Source organism: Parasphingorhabdus sp., from assembly GCF_039982415.1.
Classification (GTDB): domain Bacteria; phylum Pseudomonadota; class Alphaproteobacteria; order Sphingomonadales; family Sphingomonadaceae; genus Parasphingorhabdus.
The window spans coordinates 288,933-310,505 of the sequence record NZ_JBDWYL010000001.1 but is presented as its reverse complement, the minus strand read 5'-3'; the positions used below and the strand labels follow the sequence as shown (position 1 = coordinate 310,505).

Genomic DNA, 21,573 nt, shown 5'->3' with positions numbered 1-21,573 from the left:
TTTCCTCACGCCACCATGCCGCGTTGAATAAATTCAACGACCATCAACAGCGCAAAAACGCCGAATAATGCGCCGCTCGCGCTGTAAAATAGCCGCATCTTTTTTTGCCGGATAACCCGTTGACCACTGGTCAAAATTTGAGAAACCGAACCGATAACGGGAAGACCACTGGCCTTTTCTAGCTTCGCTGAGGTGGGATAACTGGTCTGCAATTGCCCCATTGCAAATGCCCCGCCAACACCGCCGCCAATGCCGACAAACAGAACCATCGCAAGCAGCAAGGGTCGGTTCGGTGCGGCTGGAGACCGAGGGCTTGATGGTGGATCGATAACTTTGAATTTTACCGAATCCGTCTCTGATTCTACTTGTCCGCGTAATTTTATCTGTTCGCGGTCCTGCAGCATTTTGTCATATTGGCTTTTGAGAACGTCATAATCCCGATTGATCCGTGCCATTTCTGCGGCCACTCCCGGTTCGAGAGATTGCTTCGAAGCAAGTTGCGCCATATCGGCTTGAATCGCGGTTTTACGGGCCTGAAGCGCCGCTACCGATGCTTGCCGTTCCGCACGCATGCTTTGTAAGGAGCTATAAGCGGGATTAGGGGTCCGGAAAGTCGATGAACCGGAGTTTTTGGGTTGCGCCGCAACTTGCGCCCGCAATGCTGCAATCTGACTTTTCATTGCAATGATATCAGGATGGCTGTCGGTCCAACCTCGCGCACGCGCAGAGGCCAACTCGCCTTGCGCCTGTGCCAATTGACCACGCGCTCCACCACTTGTTCTGCCACCGGAAAATCCGGGCGTCGCGATAGTAGGCGGTGTTCCTGCAAGTTGACCATTTAAAGCAGCCAATGAGCTGGATGCTGAAGCCAATTGCGACTCGATTTGACTCAATTCCGCGCGCGATGCTTCAATCCGTTGACTGATCGAGCCAATACCGGGAAGCAAGCCAAGATTTTCTGTTTCAAATTGAACACGTTTCTGTTCCGCCTCTTGCAAATCTTTTTCACGGCTTGCCAATTGCGCATCCAAAAACTTCAATGTCTGAGTCGTTTCATCACGGTCGCCAGAAAGATTTTCTTCGACAAATATGTCGATCATTTTCTGGACAATTTCGCGGGATAGAACCGCATTTTCAGCATCGGACAAATTGCTTGCTGATGCCGTTGCGGTAATTTCGAACAGATTGTCTTTTTCAGATTCAATCTTGATGTTTTTGCGCAGCATTTCGACTTTGCCGGCCAATTCCCGGTCACTGGATACGGAAAGGTTTAGATCGGTCCCGCGAACAACTTTTTCCAGGTTGATTGTCGAAGCCAAAGTTTCTTGGACGCGATCCATATTCCGTTTCCGGTCACGCGATTCGATACCTACTTTGTCGGACAAAATGGATTGCATCTCGACAAAGACGCGGGCTTTTGATTCATAGCTGTTGGGAATTAAAGCAACCACAAGCCAGCCCAGCAAGCAAATACCCCAGGCGACAGCCAATGCTAACCAGCGCCTGTTCCAGACGCTGTGCACTGCCACTCTAATTTCATCATAAAGGCCGTTCATTGGTCTTTTCGATTCCTATCGTTTGCGCAAAAGCGAATTAAAACATGCTTTTTGGAATGATGATCACATCACCGGGACGCAGCATGACATTGGCTTTGGTCTGACCGCGATCGAGCAAATCACCGATGCGCAAGGCATATTCCTGCTGCTTGCCGGTTCCCCGATTATAGCGAACCAGTCGTGCTTTGTTGCCAGAGGCAAATTCTGACAGACCGCCAACCGCAATCATGGCATCAAGCAATGTCATATTCGCGCGATACGGGATGGAAGCAGGCTTTTCTGTCGCGCCCACCACCCGAATTTGCTGAGAGAAGGTTCCCGAAAAATTGTTCACAATAACCGAAACCAGCGGCTCGTTGATATATTGCGACAATTGCAATTTCAGATCTTCCGCCAACATTGCCGGTGTTTTTCCAACAGCAGGCATATCCGTAATCAGCGGCGTGGTTATGCGTCCATCCGGCCGCACTTGGACTTTTGCGCCAAGCTCTGGATTACGCCATACGAATATTGTCAATTCATCAAGCGGCCCAATAACATATTCTTCCCCGGGTCCTTCTTGCATCGACACAAAGGAAGCGGGCGGCAATTGAGGACCTGAAGATGTGCCTGAGCACCCTACTAGCGCAAGCGAAGCAAGCCCGACACCGATCAGATATTGGGGAGTCTTTGTTTTGAACTCAGCAGTCATTTTCATATCCTCGTAAACAATCGTGAATGACCGACCGAACCCACAAGGGAACGGACCGATCACACATGGTCTCGAGAAAGCTATGCGTGAAAATAGTGAAGATAGCGTTAGGATTGACTGAAATTAAGGTTAATAATCCGCAGTTTCCATTGGATTATGTAAATTCCAGCCTTCAATCAACCATAATTTCTTGAGCCGCCCCCTGCCCTAGGAAATTTGCAGGACTGGCCGAAGCGCCATAAGCACCGGCACAAAATATGGCGACAATATCCCCGACTTGGGCACTTGGCATTTCCACCCGATCACTGAGAATATCCAATGGTGTACAAAGACATCCTACAATCGATACGATTTCTTCGGTTGGCGCCTCATATCGTGTCGCAATCGCAGCCGGATAGTTCCGCCGGATAACCGTGCCGAAATTCCCGCTCGCAGCCAATTGATGATGCAATCCCCCATCGGTTACCAAAAATATGTGGCCTTCGCTTTGCTTGCGGTCGACTATCTGCGAAAGATAGACTCCCGCTTCACCCACCAGATAGCGTCCCAATTCGAGCGCGAATTGCGAATTTTGCAAAATGGCTGGGCGCTCTTTTAATTTTTGAGCCAAAGCCGCGCCGATGGACTCAATGTCGACGGATTGATCGCCTGGGAAATAAGGAATACCAAATCCCCCGCCAAGATTGATATGCTCGGGTTGCTGACCGATTTCTTCCGCCAATCGCGCGGCTAGGGCCATGGTTTGCGCTTGCGTTTCAATCAACGCTTCGGCTTTAAGAGCCTGAGATCCAGCAAAAATGTGAAAACCACGCCAATGGGCATTGGCAGCCAAAATCGATTGGACGGTGGGCACCACCAGGGCGATATCCATACCAAAAGGTTTCGCGCCTCCGCCCATTTTCATCCCCGACCCTTTCAGATCAAAATTAGGATTAACCCGCACCGCCAATCTCGGTTGCAGCTCTTCACGCGCCGCTATATCCAAAGCCCGCGCGCATTCCGATGGCGATTCAATATTGATCGTCACACCGGCCTTAATCGCTGCAAGCAGCTCAGCATCGCGCTTACCCGGTCCTGCAAAACTAATATTGCTCGCTTTAGCGCCCGCTTGGAGCGCCATTGTCAGTTCGCCACCGGAGGCAATATCAATACCGTCAGTAAGATCAGCCATGTGTGACAAGAGCGGCGCAAAAGGATTCGCCTTCATCGCATAATGAATATGCAGTTCATCTGGCATTGCCGCACGCAGCGCCTTTATTCGATTGGTCAACAATTGCTTGGAATAGACAAATAGCGGTGAACCGTATTCCGCGACCAAGGCGCTGACTTTCGCGCCACCAATAACCAATTCGCCATCAGCTGACGCATAGCCATTCGGTATCGGTCCAATGGGTTTAACTTTGCTCATAGCCCGTCATCTTTCACCAATGTTTTGCGATCGATTTTGCCATTCGGGTTTTTGGGAAATTCAGAAATGGCGATTATTTCTCGAGGAAACATAAAATTCGGCAAATTGCGCTTCAAATATTTTGTGAGGCTTTTCTCGACTTCAGCAGGATCTTCACCCGTTCGATACCGTACATATAGACGAATAGCATGTCCCAATCGATCATCTTTCACACCAATGGCCACAGCTTCCGATACGCCTTTGATCTCAACCGCCACTTCTTCAATTTCTGATGGGCTGATCCGGTTCCCGGAGGTTTTGATCATATTGTCGGTTCGCCCGACAAAATATAACAGCCCTTCTGCATCACGGCGCACGGTATCACCCGACCAGACCGCTGTTCCGCCATAGTGCGATTCAGCTGGCGCGGGCTTGAACCGCTCTTCCGTTCGTTCTGGGTCCCGCCAATATCCCTGCGCAACCAGGGGGCCTGCATGAACCAGTTCACCTTCTTCCCCTTGTATCGCAATCGTACCGCCTTCGGTAACGACCATGATTTCAGCAAAAGGTATGGCTGTTCCCATGCTGGTGGGATTTTCATCGATGAGTTCGGGATTCAAATAAGTTGAGCGGAAGGCCTCCGTGAGCCCGTACATGGCGAATATATCTGTCTGCAATCCAAAAATAGCGCGCAATTGTTTCACCAAAGCCGGTGTTAAAGCGCCCCCGCTATTGGTCAACCGCTGGATATTTTGGGTCGAATCCGGAGACCATGTCTGATCAACCAACTGCACCCAAAGAGGTGGAACCGCCGCTAAGGTTGTGATCTGATGTCTAGCACAGGCTTTTATCACATCTCGCGGCGTAAGATAATCGAGAGGATAGGCGCATCCTCCTGCATACCAAGTGGATAAGAGTTGATTTTGCCCATAGTCAAAACTTAACGGTAGAACGCACAAGGTCCGATCATCACCAGCCAGATTGAGATATTGTGCCACACTTATCGCACCAAGGCTCAAATTGGCGTGACTCAGCATGACGCCCTTTGGACGTCCGGTTGAACCGCTTGTGTACAAAATTGCTGCCAAATTACTGGTGTCCAGTGTTGGATCACTCGGCTCCAATGGTACTAAATCGGATTCAATAAGTTCCAAAATTTGGGCCTCTTCGATAACCGCACATGCTGTATCCAGTGCGTTGTCCGTCATAGAACGCAGCCGTCCCTTGTTGGTAACTAGCAGTCTAGCCGCACTATCTGCGATGATATGTTGGATTTGTGCCGGTTTAAGAACCGGGTTTATCGGCACATAAACGAGACCAGCACGAACCGCAGCGAGGGGCAGCAAACAGGCTAATTCTGTTTTGGGCAACCAGGAGGCCACCCTTTCTCCCGGACCATAATTTTGGTTCGATAACCAGCGCGCTAGCTTACCCACACGATGATTTAACATCTTGTAGCTAAGAGATCGGGAGCGCGTAACCAAAGCCATGGCCGATGGGTCTTGTCCCAGAGCCAGATGATCCAATGGAAATGCTGAGGTTATGGATTGAGTGTTCAAATGCTTGGGCCTATGGGAAAAAGTATAAAATTGTGACAAATATGACGATAACGATGAACAGTGAATATCACGATAATTTTCAGTCGGCGCAAGCAGTGGCTGGCGAAAAACTTGGTCGCGCTCATCAAAAGTCATTATTTGACCGCTTGGAATGGCTCAAACCATTGCATGAACAATGTCTGCCTGACCATCAGCCGATGATCGTCCACAGCACTCAAGATGATGCGCAAGCGTGGATGTTTTTGATGAAACAAGGCTTGGGCCGTTACACCGCCCTCGCCAATTGGTATAATTTCACTTACCGCCCCATATTTGCCGGCCAAGGTCTTGACGATGAAGTGACCAAATTAGCGCTTCTAGCAAGCTTGGCAAAAAAGCTCGCTTCGCAAAGCCACCGCATCGAAATAGCACCTGTATCCGAGGAAGATAGCGCAGCCAGCTTAACGGAAAGGGCCTTTGAACAAGCCGGTTGGATCGTGTTCAAATCCAAGGCGGATGACAATCACATTCTGACTATAAAGGGCAGAACATTTGATCAATATTGGGCTGAACGCCCTGGAAAATTAAAGAATACCGTTCGCCGGAAAGCCAAAAAAAATATTGTCTCAATTCGCATCGAAACAGAATTTTCAGAGGAGCATTGGGCCGATTATTGCGATGTTTACAACCGCAGCTGGAAACCCGAAGAAGGCAATCCAGAATTTATCAAGAATATAGCCAAACAAGAAGCAAAGGCCGGATGCCTAAGATTGGGGCTGGCCTATATTGATGGCGCTCCCGTAGCCGCGCAATTCTGGACAGTTGAAAATGGGGAAGCTTTGATTCACAAGCTTGCTCATGTGGAAGATGCAACCAAATCGTCGCCAGGAACCTTATTATCCGTTGCTATGTTTCAGCATGCCATTGATGTCGATCGAGTTAAATTGATCGATTTTGGAACAGGGAATGATCCCTATAAAAAAGAGTGGATGGAAGATGTTCGTACACGCTATCGATTGGAAATGTTCTGGCCCAATCACCCACTTTCCTGGTTACCAATCCTCCGTTTCCAGATGTCTGCTCTTGTAGGAAAGCGCTGATCGCTCTAGGGAAGCGCGATTATCCGGAGTCGGGGGTTTATTGATGTCGGAAAATACGGAATTGACACCAGAACAAGCTGTTCGCGCTGTGATGCAGGACATTTTGGGCCTGGATGCCGATCAAGTGGCCGCCTTCACGGCAGAAACTGAGCTTTTTGGCGCTCTTCCCGAACTGGACAGCATGGCTGTCGCCGGATTACTGACAGAATTGGAAGACCGTCTCGACATCATGATCGAAGATGATGAAGTGGATGGCGAACTATTCGAAACTTTTGGGAATCTCGTTGCCTTTGCCGAGATGAAAGCAGCTGAGTGAACGTTGAACTGGAACATGCCAGTTACCAGTTTGAAGGATATGATGAGCTTTGCCTAAAAAGTGGTCAGAACCACGCGCATTCTATATTGCTTATACCGCCTCTGTTTGATGAAATGAATCGGATGCGCATGATGTTGGTTGACGTCATGCGCATGTTGGATCGCAAGGCGATTGGCTGCATCTTACCCGACCTTCCCGGTACCAATGAGAGCCTTTTTCCGTCAGAAAAAGCCAATCTCACTGTTTGGAAACAAGCCCTGTCCCAATGCTGCGATCAGCATCTTGAAGGTCGGCATATCGTCTCTTTTCGCGGCGGCTGTTTGATCGACATGATCATCGACAAGCCTATCCTGTGGCGTTTTGCGCCGGTTAATGGCAATAGTCTTCTGCGGACAATGATGCGGGCCCGTATCGCGTCGGACAAGGAAGCAGGACAGAATGTGACCATGGATCAATTGGCAAACGAGGCCGATGCCGCTATGGTCAATCTCGCTGGCAACCTGCTTTCCGGTCAGGCTTTCGCAGAATTAGGAGACGCTGTGCCAGCAGATGCACAATCGACGCGTCTCGCTTTGCTGCAAGGTCGATCTCAACCCGCTGATATCCATTTGGCTGGCTCCGCTTTGTGGCTGCGGGCGGAACCCGAAAGAGATCTTGTTCTTTCACAGGCTGTCGCCGATGATATTGCAGACTGGATAAGCGCGTGAGTCGGTCCTTTCATCAATTTTCTTCCGACACTACAAAATTGGCCGGAACCCTCGATTCAGGGCCGAAAACCGCTGGTTTGTTGATCGTCAGCGGCGGCAATGAAATTCGCGCGGGAAGCCATGGGGGCATGGCGCGATTGGCGCAAAATATGGGGCAGCTGGGATATCCGGTTTTCCGATATGATCGGGCGGGCATTGGTGAAAGCGGCGGTGAGAATCGCGGCTTTTTGGAAAGCGCAGCCGATATCCAGGCGGCCATTCAGTATTTTCAGTCCCAATGCCCCCATATGAAAAAAATTGTGGCTTTTGGAAATTGCGACGCCGCATCGTCCCTGCTCCTGTTTAGCGACGCATTGAAGCTTGATCATATGGTTTTATCCAATCCGTGGGTTATTGATGAGAATACCCCAGATCAACAATCGGCAGCACCGCCCTCGCCTTCGGCCATCCGATCTCGTTATTGGGATCGTATTAAAAACCCGCAATCCGTCATCGATCTTTTCACCGGTAAGATTAACCTTATAAAGCTTGCGAAAGGCTTGAAACAAGCGACTCAAAAACAAGAAAATAGTGCTTTGGCAGAATGCTTACAAAATCGCTTCTCGCAACTTACTATTCCCTGTGAAATCTTGCTTGCTCAACGCGACACAACCGCCCGCGCATTCTTGGCCGCATGGCACAGCTCCGATTTTTCTGGGGTGCGCGGCCAAGCCAATATCAACATTATTTCGCGAGACACAGCTTCGCATAGCTTCGCCGACGAACAATCTAAAAACTGGCTGCAAGACCAGATTCTGGATGTCTTAGAGGCTTGTTAAGCTGATCCGGTGCTTTATTCGGCCGCCAGCAACTCAAATTCCTCTGCTGCCAAAAACCGCTCAGCATCAAGCGCCGCCATACACCCCGTACCAGCTGCCGTAACCGCTTGACGATAGACATGATCCATCACGTCTCCGCAGGCGAAAACTCCAGGGATTTTGGTTTTTGGTGTGCCTGGCTCCACTTCAATATAGCCACCATCGATCAGATCGAGATGGTCTTTGAATATTTCGGTTGCCGGCGCGTGGCCAATAGCCACAAATGCACCATCGGTTTCCAAATGGCTTTTTTCACCTGTTTGGGTATCAACCAAATCCACACCAACCAATCCTTCAGGATCACCACCGCTGACGAATTTTTCGACTGTTTTGTTCCACATAACGGTTATTTTCGGATTTGCAAAAAGCCGATCCTGCAGGATTTTTTCAGATCGCAAGCTGTCCCGGCGGTGAATCAACGTCACATCATCACTGTGATTGGTCATATAAAGCGCTTCTTCGACTGCGGTATTTCCGCCACCAATAACCACCACTTTTTTGCCGCGATAGAAGAAGCCATCACAGGTCGCACAGGCGGATACACCTTTGCCACCGAGCGCTTCTTCGCCTTCAACGCCTAGCCATTTGGCCTGTGCGCCGGTGGCAATGACCAAAGTATCGCCCTCATAAACAGTTCCGCCATCACCAATCATCCGAAATGGTCGCTGGGAAATATCGACATCAACGATCGTGTCAAACATCGTCCGCGTTCCAACCTTATCGGCTTGAGCTTGCATTTCTTCCATAAGCCACGGCCCTTGTACCACATCGCGATATCCCGGATAGTTTTCGACATCGGTTGTAATCGTTAACTGTCCGCCGGGCTGCAGGCCTTGAATAACAATCGGCTCCAAGCCAGCGCGAGCACCATATATTGCGGCGCTTAAACCGGCGGGCCCGGAGCCCAGAATCAGCATTTTGGTACGATGTATTTCGGTCATTTGATTATCCTAGTTTCGCTGGATTCGTTTACCCCTTCCACATAGGGACGCAATCCCGCTTTCGGCAAGAGCCGAGCGCAGAAGAATCGCTGTCAGAAGGCGAGATTTTTATTTCACCAGGGCAGCCTTATTCTGCCTCTCGCGCGCCCTGCTCAGCTTTCCAATCCATCGCATTGCGCACGCGCCATTCGACCGAAGGATGGGTATAAAAGAGCATTTCCTGCAGTGCGGACGGGCGTGGATAGCGATATTCCGCGGTTTTGATCAGCGCGCCAGCCAAAGCATCTGGCAAGTTGACCGTTTGCAGAGAATAATTGTCAGCCTCGCGTTCCCCCATACGCGTAATGCCATTAGTTAAGGGCTGGGTAAGCTGCAGCAATAGGCCCATTACAAATATCAACACCGGGATACCGGTTGGGTCACCAATTGTAGCTCCACTGCCAAATTTGCGCGCAAACCATGGAAATAATCGATCCGCAAGAAAAAAGCTGACAATCGCCAAAAGCACGAGAACGCCAACCATTCGCCAAATGTGGCCCAGCACATAATGACCAATTTCATGGCCGGTGACGGCCTTCACCTCATCCAACGAGGCTTCCTTCAAGGCCACGTCAGAAATCGCGATACGAGCTGAACCGAAGACGCCCGAAACATTGGCGGTAAAATTATTGGATTGCCGTGAACCATCAAACATGAATATCCGATCGCGCGGAATATCCGCCTCATCGGCCATGGCTTCAATCGCTGTTAGCACTTCTCCTTCAGGAACCGGCTTAAAATCGTTGAACAGTGGCTCGATTAAAATCGGAGAAACGAGCAGCATGAAGGTTGTAACACCCGCGACCAATCCGCCTGACCACAACCACCAAAGCTTCCCGGTTTTGCGGATAAGAGCATAGACGCCTAGAAAAAACAAACCCATGGCAAATACCGAAAGAATCAGTCCAATCGCACCTTGAGAGAGGAAATCGCCAATAGGTTGGCTCGTGCGATCATAGCCGGTTTCGCGCCACCAATCGGTATAGATAGTCCATGGTAAAAAAAGGAGGGTGGATATAAAGGCGAACACCGCACTGGTGACAAATGTCTTCAATGCCCAGCTCCGCGCCGCCATTTTCGTCCATATTTTATCGAGAAGCCCCCATCGTACGACAATCCAAGTCACCACGGCCGAAACCAACACGCCCCAGAGCAACAGCCAATGGCCGCCAGCGGTATATTCCGCAGCTTTGTTGAGCGCTTCTGGGCCCAAAGAATCGATAAGCTTCGCGGTTTCCTCAACCGGGTTAATCGTCATATATTACCTCTCCTGTCCTGTTGCCGCGTAAGTGCCAGATGCCATCCAAACTGGCAATCAGGAACTGCGCGATCTTTTCCTTGGAAGTTTCTCCCCCCGATTATACGATAGCATCATGAGCGCTTTATATGATCGCATCGGCATTGGTTATTCCAATCTTCGCAAACCGGACCAGCGGATCGCTGATAGGATTAATCAAGCTTTGGGAAATGCCGAAACAATCTTGAACATTGGTGCTGGCACCGGTTCTTATGAACCCAAAGATCGCACCCTATTCGCATTGGAACCATCGGCAGCCATGATTGAACAACGCGCATCAGATGCTGCACCAGTCGTTCAAGGGACGGCTGAAAATCTGCCTTTTGATGACAATCAATTTGATGCCGCCATGGCGGTACTGACGGTGCATCATTGGACACAATTTGAAACCGGACTTTCTGAAATGCGCCGCGTTGCTCGCGATCGCCTGGTTATTTTAACATTTGATCCCAAAGCCCCATATTTCTGGTTAGCAGACTATATCCCTGAGATTATCACCCTCGACCAACCGATCATGCCGGATATTAGTCGATTTGAGGCAATATTGGGGGACATTGAAGTGCATCCGGTTCCCATCCCAAATGATTGCACAGATGGCTTTCTCGGCGCGTATTGGCGGCGTCCCCATGCTTATCTCGATCCCAATGTACGATCGGCCATCTCAACTTTCTCCAAATTGGGCAATCTGTCCGATGCCCTGACAAAGTTGGAAGAGGATCTTGAGTCCGGAGCCTGGACCCAAAGCTACGGGCAGTTGCTCAATGAAGACAGCCTCGACATAGGCTATCGGCTCATCGTGAAAAATTAAGCTGTAATGATGTTCATCCCAATCCCAGTATAGCAATTTCAATAAAATCGCCTCTGTTATTCGACAATCTTCGGAAGCACCGTGTCAAAAACCGCAGTTTTCTGGTAGCGGAGGAGGGACTCGAACCCCCGACACATGGATTATGATTCCACTGCTCTAACCACCTGAGCTACTCCGCCAACATATTTTTTGATTGCAATAGGACGCTTCAAAAAACCTTGGATCGCGGCGCTATAGTCATAGCATAGTTATCGGTCAACAAGTTGCGGATCATTTTCTTGTACTTGCAACCCAGCGACCATCCGCGCTAACAGTCTTCTCCTTGCCGGATGGCGGCGCAAAGGGGCCGAAGATGAACACTTCCTACGACATATTGATCGTTGGCGCAGGCCATGCCGGCGCAAATGCCGCTATTGCCCTGCGGCAGCAAAAATTTGAAGGTACGATTGGCTTAATGGGCAATGAGAAATACCCACCGTATGAACGCCCGCCCCTTTCGAAGGAATATCTGGCCGGAGACAAGCCTTTTGAACGCATCATGTTGCGCCCGGAAAGCTTCTGGAGCGAGCGCAAAATTGATCTGTTGACCGGATGCCGCGTATCCAAAGTCGATCCCATGGACAAAAAGGTAACCTTGAGTACGGACGACGAAGTACGTTTTGGAAAGCTTATCTGGGCAACCGGCGGATCACCGCGCATGCTAGACTGTCCGGGCAGCCAAGCGCGCAATATTCACGGAGTGCGTTCACGCGCCGATGTAGATAAAATCATGGCAGCCTTGCCCACAACCGAGAAAGTGGTGGTGGTTGGCGGCGGATATATTGGCCTTGAGGCTGCCGCTGTATTGACGAAATTGGGTAAAAAAGTGACCATCTTGGAAACTATGGACCGGGTTTTGTCTCGCGTTGCGGGCAAGACATTGTCCCGCTTTTATGAAGAGGAACATCGTCAACAGGGTGTGAGCGTAGAACTGGAAGCCATGGTTGATGCGTTTGAGACCAACGAAGATGGAATGGCCATTGCCGCCAAGCTTACCGACGGCCGAAAATTTGCTGCAGAAATGTTCATTATCGGCATCGGTATTATACCGGAAACAGGCCCCTTAGTGGCGGCTGGAGCCGCAGCGGGCAATGGCGTTGATGTGGATCAACATTGCCGGACCAGTTTGGAAGATATTTATGCCATTGGTGACTGCGCAGCCCATAGCAACCGCTTTGCAGATGGCGCGCATATCCGCCTTGAATCGGTGCAGAATGCCAATGATCAAGCCAAAGTGGTGGCTTTGGACATTATGGGTGAAGATTGTGAATATGATTCGGTTCCCTGGTTCTGGTCCAACCAGTTTGATCTAAAATTGCAAACAGTTGGCCTATCGACCGGACATGATCACTATATTGTCCGCGGAGATCCAGCGAACCGAACCTTTTCCATTGTCTATCTAAAAGATGGAAAGGTCATTGCACTCGACTGTGTGAACGCGACCAAAGATTATGTTCAAGGGCGCAAGCTCGTCGAGGCTGGTCTGACATTGGACATTGAACAATTGGCAAATACCAGCATTCCGATAAAAGAAGTCGAGCGCGCTTAACCGCGAAAAGGCCATTCACCGATAGATTGCCAAGGCCCGTCTTCATAATAATGAAGCGCCAATCCCTTTATCTCAAATGGCCGCGGTTCAAATTCTGCGGATAATTGGGTCACTAATTGTTTGGCGTCTTTTGGCGACACTTTATTTTGGATGGTGATGTGCAACCTGGGCGTTTGTTGATCTTGCAAGACGGTTAAACCATGAAATTTATCCGCCAATTCCATTCGCATTGCCAATAGATCTGGGGCGTGCAACTCATAGGCCACGCCATTACCCAGATGGATTAAGCGGTGCAATGACGTCTTCGGCGGATGGTTCATCCCAGTCATATCTTTTACTGCTTGTTTGATTTCAGCCAAAGCTTGCGGCGGTAGATGATGGAATAAGGTGATATGCGCCGGCAAAATATTGCGATCAGGGGGATAGTATTGCCGTCGTCGCTGATCGGCCCACGCAAAGTCTTGGCGACCCATAATCGCCGTCATGATAATCGGTTTGTTCAACGCTGCCATGGCCAATATTGAATAAAGCTCGCAGTTCAACGGTCAAATGATTATCTGACCAACAGGAGGACTCCATCATGGTTCAAGAAAAAACACCCCCCATATGGTATTGGCTCGTCGGAATTTTCGCCTTGCTTTGGAACGGCGCCGGTGTCGCCGCTTATGTTGCCGAATTCACGATGTCCGCTCAAGATTTTGCGCAATTGAGTAAAGTTGAACAGGATCTTTATGCCGCGCGGCCTTTTTGGGCTTCTGCTGCCTTTGCTGTTGCGGTCATAGCCGGGTTTATCGGTTCGGTCATGTTGCTGCTGCGCAAGCCTATTGCGATCCGTTTGCTGCTCTTGTCACTGCTCGCTGTTATCGTCCAGTTTAGCAGTTTTTTTCTTTTGGATGGTTATATTGAATATTTAGACGAAAGTGGTTGGCTGATGCCGGTCGCGATACCGATAGTGTCTCTCGGCCTTTATCTGTTTGTACGTTGGGCCGATCGGCAACAATTACTACGATAATCAGGTCGCCGTACTGAACGGCGTAAAATTGGTTTCTTCGTCATAAATATCCACCCCTTCGCGGCGCTTTAACCAGCCCACAACCGCATAAGTAACCGGGGTGAGGACCGCTTCCCATAAGACCTTCAAAATCCAGTTGGTCACCATTACAGTGACAACAGCCGAAGTTTCCCAAATGCCCCAAAATGCGAGGGGATAAAATATCAGGCTATCGACACCCTGCCCCACGACCGTCGATCCTATGGTTCGCGACCATAATGCTTTGCCTTGCGTCCAGACCTTCATCCGAGCCATGACATAGCTATTTACAAATTCTCCCGCCCAAAAAGCGATAATCGAGGCCGCGACGATGCGCGGTACTTGACCAAACACAGCTTCATAGGCTGCCTGCCCTTCCCAACCGGCAGCGGGCGGCAAACTCACCACCACCCAGCTCATGAACGCCATGAATAGCAATGCAGCAAAACCGGCCCAAATCACCCTTCGCGCTCTAGCATATCCATAAACTTCGGTGAGAATATCACCAATCACATAACCCAGCGGGAAAAATAAAATGCCCGCGCCATAAACCCATTGTTCGCCGTTTAGCGTGACAAATGTCGGTTTGGCCGCTCCGATAATATTGGACAAAAGCAAGATGGTCACAAACGCGGCCATTACAAAGTCGAAATAGCGAAAATTATGCCCCGCCTGACTAGCCGCATTGCTCCTAATGACAGGTTTTTCGCTCATCTCCGGATGATTAACCGATAAATACTAAGTTTCAATCCCTTAACCGAAATCTGTTCCCACGCGCCCACAGGGCAATCCATTTAAAACCGACATCGTGCGGTTAGGAGAAGCTCCCATACCAGAGTTTTTGATTTTTACCATTATGCTGACGTTGCATCGGAATCGCCAGTGCGCGGCGTTGCAATGCGGTTTGCGTGATATGATCCCGCACATTAACTTCAATGTCGAGAATCTGATCATTTTCAACGCAAAAAATCCAGTGATCCGAGAAATTATCGATCGATTCCGGCATGATGATATCGCGAAAATTGACATCATGCCCGGCGTTAAAGCCTGCATGATCATGCCAGGCCTGATTAACCTCAACAATATGTCCCAACTCGTCACATACCCACGTAATCATGGGTAAAGTGTCTATCCGCATTTGGGAATGAGCCGTCGCTTCCTGATAATTGCGTTTGGCCAGAACCGATTCCGTAATATCAAAACTCAAGGCCGCTATTCCGACACTCCCATCGGGAAGCGAGAGCGGAACTTTGGTTGATCGGAAATGCCGGGTCTCTGCACCAGCCAATGTCCAACTTTCTAATACAGTATGCGCTTTACCCGTTTCTCGGACGAGCGCATCATTTTCAGAAATTGCCGCGCCTTCTTGATCTTCCACCGCCAGATTCTCAGCCGATTTCCCTAAAATTGATTGCCTTTTTTGGCTGACGGTATCGAGCACCGCTTCGTTCGCGTAAATAAATTGGCCATCAGCATCTTTGGCATAGACTATGAGGTCCGATGCTTTTCCCAACGCCTCCAAGATTTTTTCGGACTGGGTTTGGACAGTCATCTGAGCGATAATATCTTCGACATCGGTGCACGATCCAATCCAGCGAATAATATTGCCATTGGCATCGCGCACGGGAGTCCCTCGCACGACATGCCAACGATACTCGCCATCGAATCTCCGGAAGCGGTATTTGGTGTCATATGGGACGCCTTTGGTCCAACTTTCGAGCCAAGTGGAAGCCGCGCGTTGTTGATCATCGGGGTGGATGACCTTGAGCCAACGGTCCCCGAGAATTTCTTCGGCGGCTAATCCGGTATAGCGCGAAAACTGCGCATTGCTGTATATATTGGCTCCGTTGGTATCGCCAACAAAGACAAGAGCAGGAATAGACTCGGCGAGCGTACGAAACTCAAGTCCACCATACCAGGGATGGGTTTGAGCCGCCCCTTTTGTGGTTGCCTCTTTGTCGTCCATATTCTCCACCGGGTAGATTCTCCTCGAGGCCCTGCAACAACCTGTTTATCCGCCGGATAGGCCATAAAGCCATCCTGACTGCAAATATACAAGCTTCTCTCTAACGTTAAACGGTAATTCTAAACACCAACAAATAGGATATGTTTCATTTTTTTACAGATTATTGCATAAAGCACAAATAAATGTATTCTCACTTTAGTAGATATATTGAAAGTCATGTGAAATGGAAGACACGGGGGCAGCCGTTCGGGATTCACACGAGACCCGAAATTCGATTACAAGTGAAAATTTGGCGAAGTTGCTACGCAAGGAACTGGAATTGAGAAAAAGCCATTTCGGCAATATTGCTTTTGGTGGCTATAGCCTCAACATCTTATTGGCCCTGCTCTCGTCGGGCAGTGGCAAACGCCATCCATCCGTCACTGAAATGGCAACTTTAGGGAATATGTCGCCAACCACAGGCTTGCGTTGGATCGAAGTTTTACATGACAAAGGCTTCATCAAAATTGCCCATAATGACGATGACCCTCGCGGAAAATCGATCATGCTAACGCAACGTGGCAAAGCTGATATGGATTCCTATCTCGGGTCAGTGGCCAAAATGCGCAAATTGGCGCTCGTATAATATACCCGTGCCGCAAAGAAAACTGTGCTCCCAAGCTCAATATGGCCCGATCAATTGGTTGACATTGCCATCCATCCTGTCTACCCGCTGAACCCCAGAAAACTGCGAATAATATGGTTTTCAAAGGCGCGCGCCCGTAGCTCAGCTGGATAGAGCGCGAGACTTCTAATCTTGAGGCCACAGGTTCGACTCCTGTCGGGCGCGCCAATTTTTACTTTTTAAATCCGCGCTGCACCGCTTCCATGGGTTCTGAAGTTATCGGATAGCCAATATTTTCCGGTATACACAAATGGACAATCTCTCCCTTTTTCTCAACCGTCGGAGAGACCATGGTCACCGGATATTCGCTACTATGCTGAACGGCTTCAACAAAGGAACCAAATTGCGCCAATCTCTCCAAATTGCGTTTCGTGGGAAAGATTATTTTGACATCGCCTGCCTCGGCCTTGTCTAGAACGGATTGGGCACTGCCCCAGAACAGATTATAATTTTCGGTTTCATCAACCGTCGCTTCAGCCTCATGATCATCGTGAGAAATCATATAGAAGCGCGTATCAAATACTCGCTTTTCAGCAAAAGGCGGGCACCACCGTGTAAAGGGGACAAGCTTTTCTAAGCGGAGAGTCCATCCATATTGGGTGCAAATTTCCGACAAAACCGTGCCATTATGTAATGCCTCACGCGCTTCCACCAGATTGCTAGCATTGAGATCGCCGTCCACGGCGACGGCAATCCCCGTTTCTTCAAGGGATTCACGGATAGCAGCGATGCGCGCGCCATATTCTTCGACATCATCATGACCAAGACTTCGTGCAAAATCATAGTCCGCCTCATCCACTCGTCCACCCGGAAAGACAGCGGCGCCGGCGGCAAAAGCCATTTTAGCTGATCGCTCTACCATTAATAAATCGGGAGCGCGCTCGCCTGATTGATCGCGAAATATGACCAAAGTCGAAGCCGGAATCGGTTTGGGCATAGGCTTGCCGGTTAACGCATCAAGAGTGTTGGGTTGGTTATTTTCTGTCATAGAGACTTATGACCAGCATGTCCGGACAAAGTAAAGCGCTAGAACCGCCGTCTGCTTTAATCGACAGTCATCCAAATTTGCTAATCAAGCAATATCGTGGCAATCAGGCTCTATGGGGATCGTCGAATTACTAGGATTAGCCGGAAGCGTAAGCCTATTGTCAGGTTGGCGCTTATATTTGACCGTATTTGTCACCGGACTGGCCATGCGTTTGCAATGGATTAGCTTGCCTGAAAATCTTCAAATGCTGGATGCATTGGCTAATCCTTGGGTTTTGGGGATTAGCGCGGTCGGCGCTCTGGCAGAATTTTTTGCAGATAAAATCCTGTGGTTGGATAGTATTTGGGATACAATTCATACCGTGATCCGTCCCATTGGCGGTGCCTTGTTGGCACTAGCGGTTGTTGATTCCAGCGATCCCGCTTGGCAAGTGGTGATCTTCTTATTGGGCGGCGGCGCAGCCTTGATGAGCCACGGCGCCAAAGCCGGAGCCCGCGCCATTGTGAACACCAGTCCCGAACCGGTAAGTAACGCCGTAGTGTCAACCGGCGAAGATATAGCAACGGGCGGCCTTCTTGTTCTTGCCTTTGCCAATCCGATCGCAGCGCTGGCAATCGCATCAATTTTGCTCATTCTTTGTTTGTTTCTGGTGTACAAAGGCTTTCGCTTGTGGCGCAAAATTGTATCCAGCGGAAATTAGCGTGACCCGCTGACGAGATTTCTCAGATCCGCGCTGCAATTTTACCTGTCCATTACCCAATTGCGCTTTTGCTTGCCTTTTGAGGTTGATAAATTAGCGTCTCTGCGAAGCAACGAAACGGGACTCTATGGCAACTCAGCAAATTTTGGTTATCGATGAGGGAACAACCTCGACAAGGGCCATGCTATTTGGAGCAGACGGCAAACTGCACGGCTCTCAGCAAGAAGAACTCCAACAATATTACCCGGCCCCTGGCCTTGTTGAACATGATGCGGCGGAAATCTGGACCAAGACGTTGCGCTGTTGCCAAAAAATGATCGAACAGGCCGGCGGAGCGGAAAAAATCGCCGCCATTGGAATTACCAATCAGCGCGAAACAATTGTTGCTTGGGACAAGCGTAATGGCGAACCGCTTTGCAATGCCATTGTTTGGCAGGATCGGCGAACAGCGAGCACCTGTGATGCCTTGAAGGCACAGGGACTGGAACCCTTGGTCCAAGCGAAAACCGGGCTTTTGTTGGATCCTTATTTCTCCGGCAGCAAAATCGGCTGGATGCTTGAAAATTGGCCCGAAGTGGCTGCTGCTGGCGACAATTTGGCCTTTGGCACCATCGAATCCTACCTGATCTTCAGATTGACCGGTGGCGAGCATATTACCGATGCAAGCAATGCCAGTCGCTCGATGTTACTGCCACTGGGCGGAGAGGATTGGGATGATGAACTATTATCCATTTTTCAGATACCCAAAAAAACCTTGCCCCGGATTGTCGATTGCGCGGGAAATCTTGGCGCAACGTCGAGCAAGCTATTTGGCGGCCCGATTGCTATTTGCGGATCGGCGGGTGATCAACAAGCCGCCACTATCGGCCAAGCCTGCCTGGAAATTGGTCAGACAAAAGCTACATTTGGTACTGGTGCCTTCATCCTCACCAATTGCGGGAAAACGCCTCCAACTTCCGAAAATCGCTTATTGTCGACCATACTCTATCAGCTCGACGGGGAAAGAGTTTACGCCTTGGAAGGATCAGTATTTGTTGCAGGAAGCCTAATGCAATGGCTGCGCGATGAAGTTCATTTGATCCAATATGCTGGGGAAAGTGAAGAATTGGCTCGCTCCGTTTCAGACAATGGCGGTGTCTTTCTTGTCCCGGCTCTTTCCGGTCTTGGCGCTCCCCATTGGAAAGCCGATGCGACAGCGACAATTTCCGGCTTGAGCTTTGCGGCTACCAAAGCGCATATTGCCCGCGCTGCGCTCGAAGCAATGGCTTACCAATGCCATGATCTGAAAACCGCCTTTTCTGCTGATGGTACGGACTGGCAAAGCTTGAGAATTGATGGCGGGATGGTGGCCAATGACTGGATGGTGCAGGACCTTGCCGATATCTTGAATATTCCAGTGGAACGACCGGAATTTTTTGAAACCACGGCCTTGGGAGCAGCCATGCTCGCGGCAGTGGGCTGCGGGCTTTATGACTCTCTGGAAAGCGCGTCTGTCATGATCTCAGGCTTGGAAACCTATCATACTGCGATCCAAACGGAGACGCGCGAGGAACGACTCAACGGTTGGACCGCCGCCGTTCAAGCTGTTTTGTCCTAATCAGTTTCTAGAAAAGCCTGGCCGTTTGGTACTTATCCCAGTTTGAAAACCGGTCCAGACATGACCATTGTCAATCTTCTTCACGAAATGCCCCCGATCATTTTGTGATTCAAAGTTAAACTGTTCAATGTCGATTGGTTCGTCAAAGCACATGCCAAATTCATTTTCGCCAATCCAGCGCACCGTTCCGGAAACTTTTCCAAAGCCTTTTTTGACAATTTCCAAGGATTGGCCGGGCCTTAAAGCTATGGGCGAAGTCGCACGCACACCGAAAGTGGAAATATTGCGAACAATGGCTTCATAGGGCCCGGACACACCGGAAAATAATTCCACCTTCACCAATTTGCGTATCCGCGGTTCACGGAAGACCGATTGGCCTTTGTCCAACTCAATGTTTTCTAGCGACTTCGTCATCCTTGCTGTCCAATTTTATACTTCCACAAGCATTGACGGTTGGCGGCGGTGAAAATTAAGCCTCTGTATCGCGAGCATCCGTAAGCAATCACGATCGGTCATACTGGCAAGCATCGGCCTTGTGTTGCGGCATTTAGCCTCCGGATTGGTAAGTTTGGATATCAAAATCCATCCGTTTATTGACCCTCTGACATAGACTCCCTTTTTTTTGATTATCTAATGAATTGGGAATGTTCGTAAGAATGAACGAAATGAAGTGGGTGGAATGATTAGGGGTGGCCTTGGCCAACTGGTAAAAATCGTGTTTATGATCGCGCTGATCGCTGCGATTTGGGCTGGATTGTGGTTTACCGTAGCGGCGGAACAAAAACCGTCAATGGACGCGCCTGCCTACGATAGGCAGAAGAAGACGCAGCAATAGCAGCACTCCCCATTGCAAACGAACCAGCTATCCATCGCCTTTCCTTCAACAAAAAAGGTCCGCCATTTCTGACGGGCCCTTTTGTGCGCGATATTATCTGAAATATCAGGCGTCTTTTTTCTTTTTCTCAGCTTTCACGTCCGCCCAAATGGTTTGGTAGGACAAATATCCAAGAATTGTGGCAATGATCAAGAAAGCTATAACCGCCCAGCCTGTTTGTTTTTGCTTGATCAGCGAAGGCTCTGCCGTCCAAATCAAAAAGGCGGATACATCTTCTGCCATTTGAGAGATTGTAGCCTCTGTTCCGTCCGAATAGGTCACCAGACCATCAGACGTAATCGGTGGAGCCATGGCAATATTCAAATTGGCAAAATAGGGATTATAATGCAGCCCTGCCCCAGGCCGATTAGCCTCAGGCAAATCCTTTGGAGGGTCCGTATAGCCCGTTAGCAAGGAATAGATATAAGGTGCTCCGCCACCGCGAGCCTTTGTGATCAATGACAAATCTGGCGGAATCGCATTGTTGTTCGAAAGTGCAGCAGCGACGTCATTGGCAAATGGCAGTGGAAACTTATCCGCTGGAATTGAGGGCCGCGTTGATGCTTCCCCGGTGTCAGGATTTACCGCAGGCGTTTCGATTAGCCAATTGGCTGCAATGGCTTTCACTTCCGCTTCATTGTAGCCCAGTTCCGCCAAGTTACGAAAAGCAACCAATCTAATTCCATGACAGGAGGAACAAACTTCTTGGTAAACCTGAAAGCCCCGTTGCAGCTGTTGGTTATCAAATTTTCCAAATGGCCCATCACTCGCAAAAGAGATTTTCTTTGGCTCTTCATGAAATTGATATTCGACTGCTTTTTCGGGAGGGTTGGCAATATATTCCGCCGCTCCGCGTCCAAATGAGTAGATCAGCATTCCAGCGAAGAACAAACCAATCAATATTCCAAAAAATCTTACCATTACACAGA

At 49.6% G+C, this 21,573-nt stretch carries 22 protein-coding genes and 2 tRNA genes; 11 read left to right on the top strand and 13 right to left on the bottom strand.

Translation table 11 applies throughout. The features are described from left to right. Positions 1–5: 5 nt before the first annotated feature. The 4 genes from ABJU74_RS01545 to ABJU74_RS01530 form a co-directional block, all read right to left on the bottom strand. Positions 6–1,556, bottom strand: coding sequence for an XrtA system polysaccharide chain length determinant (locus ABJU74_RS01545; protein ID WP_348385815.1), 1,551 nt, complete (start codon positions 1,554–1,556; stop codon positions 6–8). Positions 1,557–1,593: 37 nt separating this feature from the next. After that, the gene (locus tag ABJU74_RS01540; RefSeq protein ID WP_348385814.1) at positions 1,594–2,247 is read right to left on the bottom strand and encodes an XrtA/PEP-CTERM system exopolysaccharide export protein; all 654 of its coding nucleotides are present in this window, start codon (positions 2,245–2,247) and stop codon (positions 1,594–1,596) included. Positions 2,248–2,419: 172 nt separating this feature from the next. Next, complete coding sequence (locus ABJU74_RS01535) at positions 2,420–3,655, bottom strand: pyridoxal-dependent decarboxylase, exosortase A system-associated (RefSeq protein WP_348385813.1); 1,236 nt, start codon at positions 3,653–3,655, stop codon at positions 2,420–2,422. Continuing rightward, complete coding sequence (locus tag ABJU74_RS01530; RefSeq protein ID WP_348385812.1) at positions 3,652–5,193, bottom strand: acyl-CoA ligase (AMP-forming), exosortase A system-associated; 1,542 nt, start codon at positions 5,191–5,193, stop codon at positions 3,652–3,654. The genes ABJU74_RS01535 and ABJU74_RS01530 overlap by 4 nt, the downstream gene beginning before the upstream one ends. A gap of 41 nt (positions 5,194–5,234) precedes the next feature. Here ABJU74_RS01530 and ABJU74_RS01525 point away from each other — a divergent pair, with 41 nt between their 5' ends. The 4 genes from ABJU74_RS01525 to ABJU74_RS01510 are packed head-to-tail and all read left to right on the top strand — an operon-like array spanning position 5,235 to position 8,113. Beyond that, the gene (locus ABJU74_RS01525) at positions 5,235–6,272 is read left to right on the top strand and encodes a GNAT family N-acetyltransferase (RefSeq protein ID WP_348385932.1); all 1,038 of its coding nucleotides are present in this window, start codon (positions 5,235–5,237) and stop codon (positions 6,270–6,272) included. 43 nt (positions 6,273–6,315) lie between these two features. Further along, positions 6,316–6,588 carry an acyl carrier protein gene (locus ABJU74_RS01520; RefSeq protein WP_348385811.1) on the top strand — a complete coding sequence of 91 codons (273 nt, stop codon included), beginning with the start codon at positions 6,316–6,318 and terminating at the stop codon, positions 6,586–6,588. Continuing rightward, positions 6,585–7,295, top strand: a complete 711-nt coding sequence (locus tag ABJU74_RS01515; protein ID WP_348385810.1) for a hypothetical protein — start codon at positions 6,585–6,587, stop codon at positions 7,293–7,295. The genes ABJU74_RS01520 and ABJU74_RS01515 overlap by 4 nt, the downstream gene beginning before the upstream one ends. Continuing rightward, positions 7,292–8,113, top strand: coding sequence for a hydrolase 1, exosortase A system-associated (locus ABJU74_RS01510; protein WP_348385809.1), 822 nt, complete (start codon positions 7,292–7,294; stop codon positions 8,111–8,113). The genes ABJU74_RS01515 and ABJU74_RS01510 overlap by 4 nt, the downstream gene beginning before the upstream one ends. Positions 8,114–8,127: 14 nt before the next feature. On the opposite strand, the gene trxB is transcribed toward ABJU74_RS01510, so the two are convergent. Continuing rightward, positions 8,128–9,093: a thioredoxin-disulfide reductase gene (gene trxB, locus ABJU74_RS01505; RefSeq protein WP_348385808.1), complete on the bottom strand. Its 966-nt coding sequence runs from the start codon at positions 9,091–9,093 to the stop codon at positions 8,128–8,130. Positions 9,094–9,220: 127 nt separating this feature from the next. After that, a complete protein-coding gene (locus ABJU74_RS01500; protein ID WP_348385807.1) occupies positions 9,221–10,390 on the bottom strand; it encodes a M48 family metallopeptidase in 1,170 nt (389 codons plus the stop codon). Positions 10,391–10,505: 115 nt separating this feature from the next. On the opposite strand from ABJU74_RS01500, the gene ABJU74_RS01495 reads away from it, so the two are divergent. Further along, entirely contained in the window at positions 10,506–11,237 is a 732-nt protein-coding gene (locus ABJU74_RS01495; protein ID WP_348385806.1) for a class I SAM-dependent methyltransferase, read from the top strand. A 102-nt stretch (positions 11,238–11,339) separates the two neighbouring features. On the opposite strand, the gene ABJU74_RS01490 is transcribed toward ABJU74_RS01495, so the two are convergent. Beyond that, positions 11,340–11,416, bottom strand: a tRNA-Met gene (locus ABJU74_RS01490). A 173-nt stretch (positions 11,417–11,589) separates the two neighbouring features. Here ABJU74_RS01490 and ABJU74_RS01485 point away from each other — a divergent pair. After that, a complete protein-coding gene (locus tag ABJU74_RS01485; protein ID WP_348385805.1) occupies positions 11,590–12,825 on the top strand; it encodes an FAD-dependent oxidoreductase in 1,236 nt (411 codons plus the stop codon). Here the strand turns inward: ABJU74_RS01485 and ABJU74_RS01480 are convergent. After that, positions 12,822–13,367 (bottom strand): 2'-5' RNA ligase family protein, encoded by a 546-nt coding sequence (locus ABJU74_RS01480; RefSeq protein WP_348385804.1) that lies wholly within the window; start codon positions 13,365–13,367, stop codon positions 12,822–12,824. The genes ABJU74_RS01485 and ABJU74_RS01480 overlap by 4 nt on opposite strands. Positions 13,368–13,405: 38 nt before the next feature. Here ABJU74_RS01480 and ABJU74_RS01475 point away from each other — a divergent pair, with 38 nt between their 5' ends. Next, entirely contained in the window at positions 13,406–13,837 is a 432-nt protein-coding gene (locus tag ABJU74_RS01475) for a hypothetical protein (protein ID WP_348385803.1), read from the top strand. Here the strand turns inward: ABJU74_RS01475 and ABJU74_RS01470 are convergent, their stop codons facing one another. Then, on the bottom strand, positions 13,838–14,569 hold the full coding sequence (locus ABJU74_RS01470) for a queuosine precursor transporter (protein WP_348385802.1): 732 nt from the start codon (positions 14,567–14,569) through the stop codon (positions 13,838–13,840). Positions 14,570–14,669: 100 nt separating this feature from the next. Next, positions 14,670–15,821 (bottom strand): PAS domain-containing protein, encoded by a 1,152-nt coding sequence (locus tag ABJU74_RS01465; protein ID WP_348385801.1) that lies wholly within the window; start codon positions 15,819–15,821, stop codon positions 14,670–14,672. A gap of 319 nt (positions 15,822–16,140) precedes the next feature. On the opposite strand from ABJU74_RS01465, the gene ABJU74_RS01460 reads away from it, so the two are divergent. Continuing rightward, positions 16,141–16,446: a hypothetical protein gene (locus ABJU74_RS01460; protein ID WP_348422641.1), complete on the top strand. Its 306-nt coding sequence runs from the start codon at positions 16,141–16,143 to the stop codon at positions 16,444–16,446. Positions 16,447–16,576: 130 nt separating this feature from the next. Further along, a tRNA-Arg gene (locus tag ABJU74_RS01455) sits at positions 16,577–16,653 on the top strand. A 4-nt stretch (positions 16,654–16,657) separates the two neighbouring features. Here ABJU74_RS01455 and ABJU74_RS01450 read toward each other — a convergent pair. Beyond that, positions 16,658–17,473, bottom strand: a complete 816-nt coding sequence (locus ABJU74_RS01450; protein WP_348385799.1) for an NUDIX domain-containing protein — start codon at positions 17,471–17,473, stop codon at positions 16,658–16,660. A 112-nt stretch (positions 17,474–17,585) separates the two neighbouring features. Between ABJU74_RS01450 and ABJU74_RS01445 the strand changes: the two genes are divergently transcribed. Both ABJU74_RS01445 and glpK read left to right on the top strand, forming a co-directional pair. Next, a complete protein-coding gene (locus ABJU74_RS01445) occupies positions 17,586–18,173 on the top strand; it encodes a DUF4126 domain-containing protein (protein ID WP_348385798.1) in 588 nt (195 codons plus the stop codon). 127 nt (positions 18,174–18,300) lie between these two features. Then, positions 18,301–19,770: a glycerol kinase GlpK gene (gene glpK, locus ABJU74_RS01440; protein ID WP_348385797.1), complete on the top strand. Its 1,470-nt coding sequence runs from the start codon at positions 18,301–18,303 to the stop codon at positions 19,768–19,770. Here the strand turns inward: glpK and ABJU74_RS01435 are convergent, their stop codons facing one another. Continuing rightward, positions 19,771–20,184 carry a PilZ domain-containing protein gene (locus ABJU74_RS01435; RefSeq protein WP_348385796.1) on the bottom strand — a complete coding sequence of 138 codons (414 nt, stop codon included), beginning with the start codon at positions 20,182–20,184 and terminating at the stop codon, positions 19,771–19,773. A 526-nt stretch (positions 20,185–20,710) separates the two neighbouring features. Beyond that, entirely contained in the window at positions 20,711–21,565 is an 855-nt protein-coding gene (locus tag ABJU74_RS01430) for a cytochrome c1 (protein ID WP_348385795.1), read from the bottom strand. Positions 21,566–21,573: the final 8 nt, after the last annotated feature.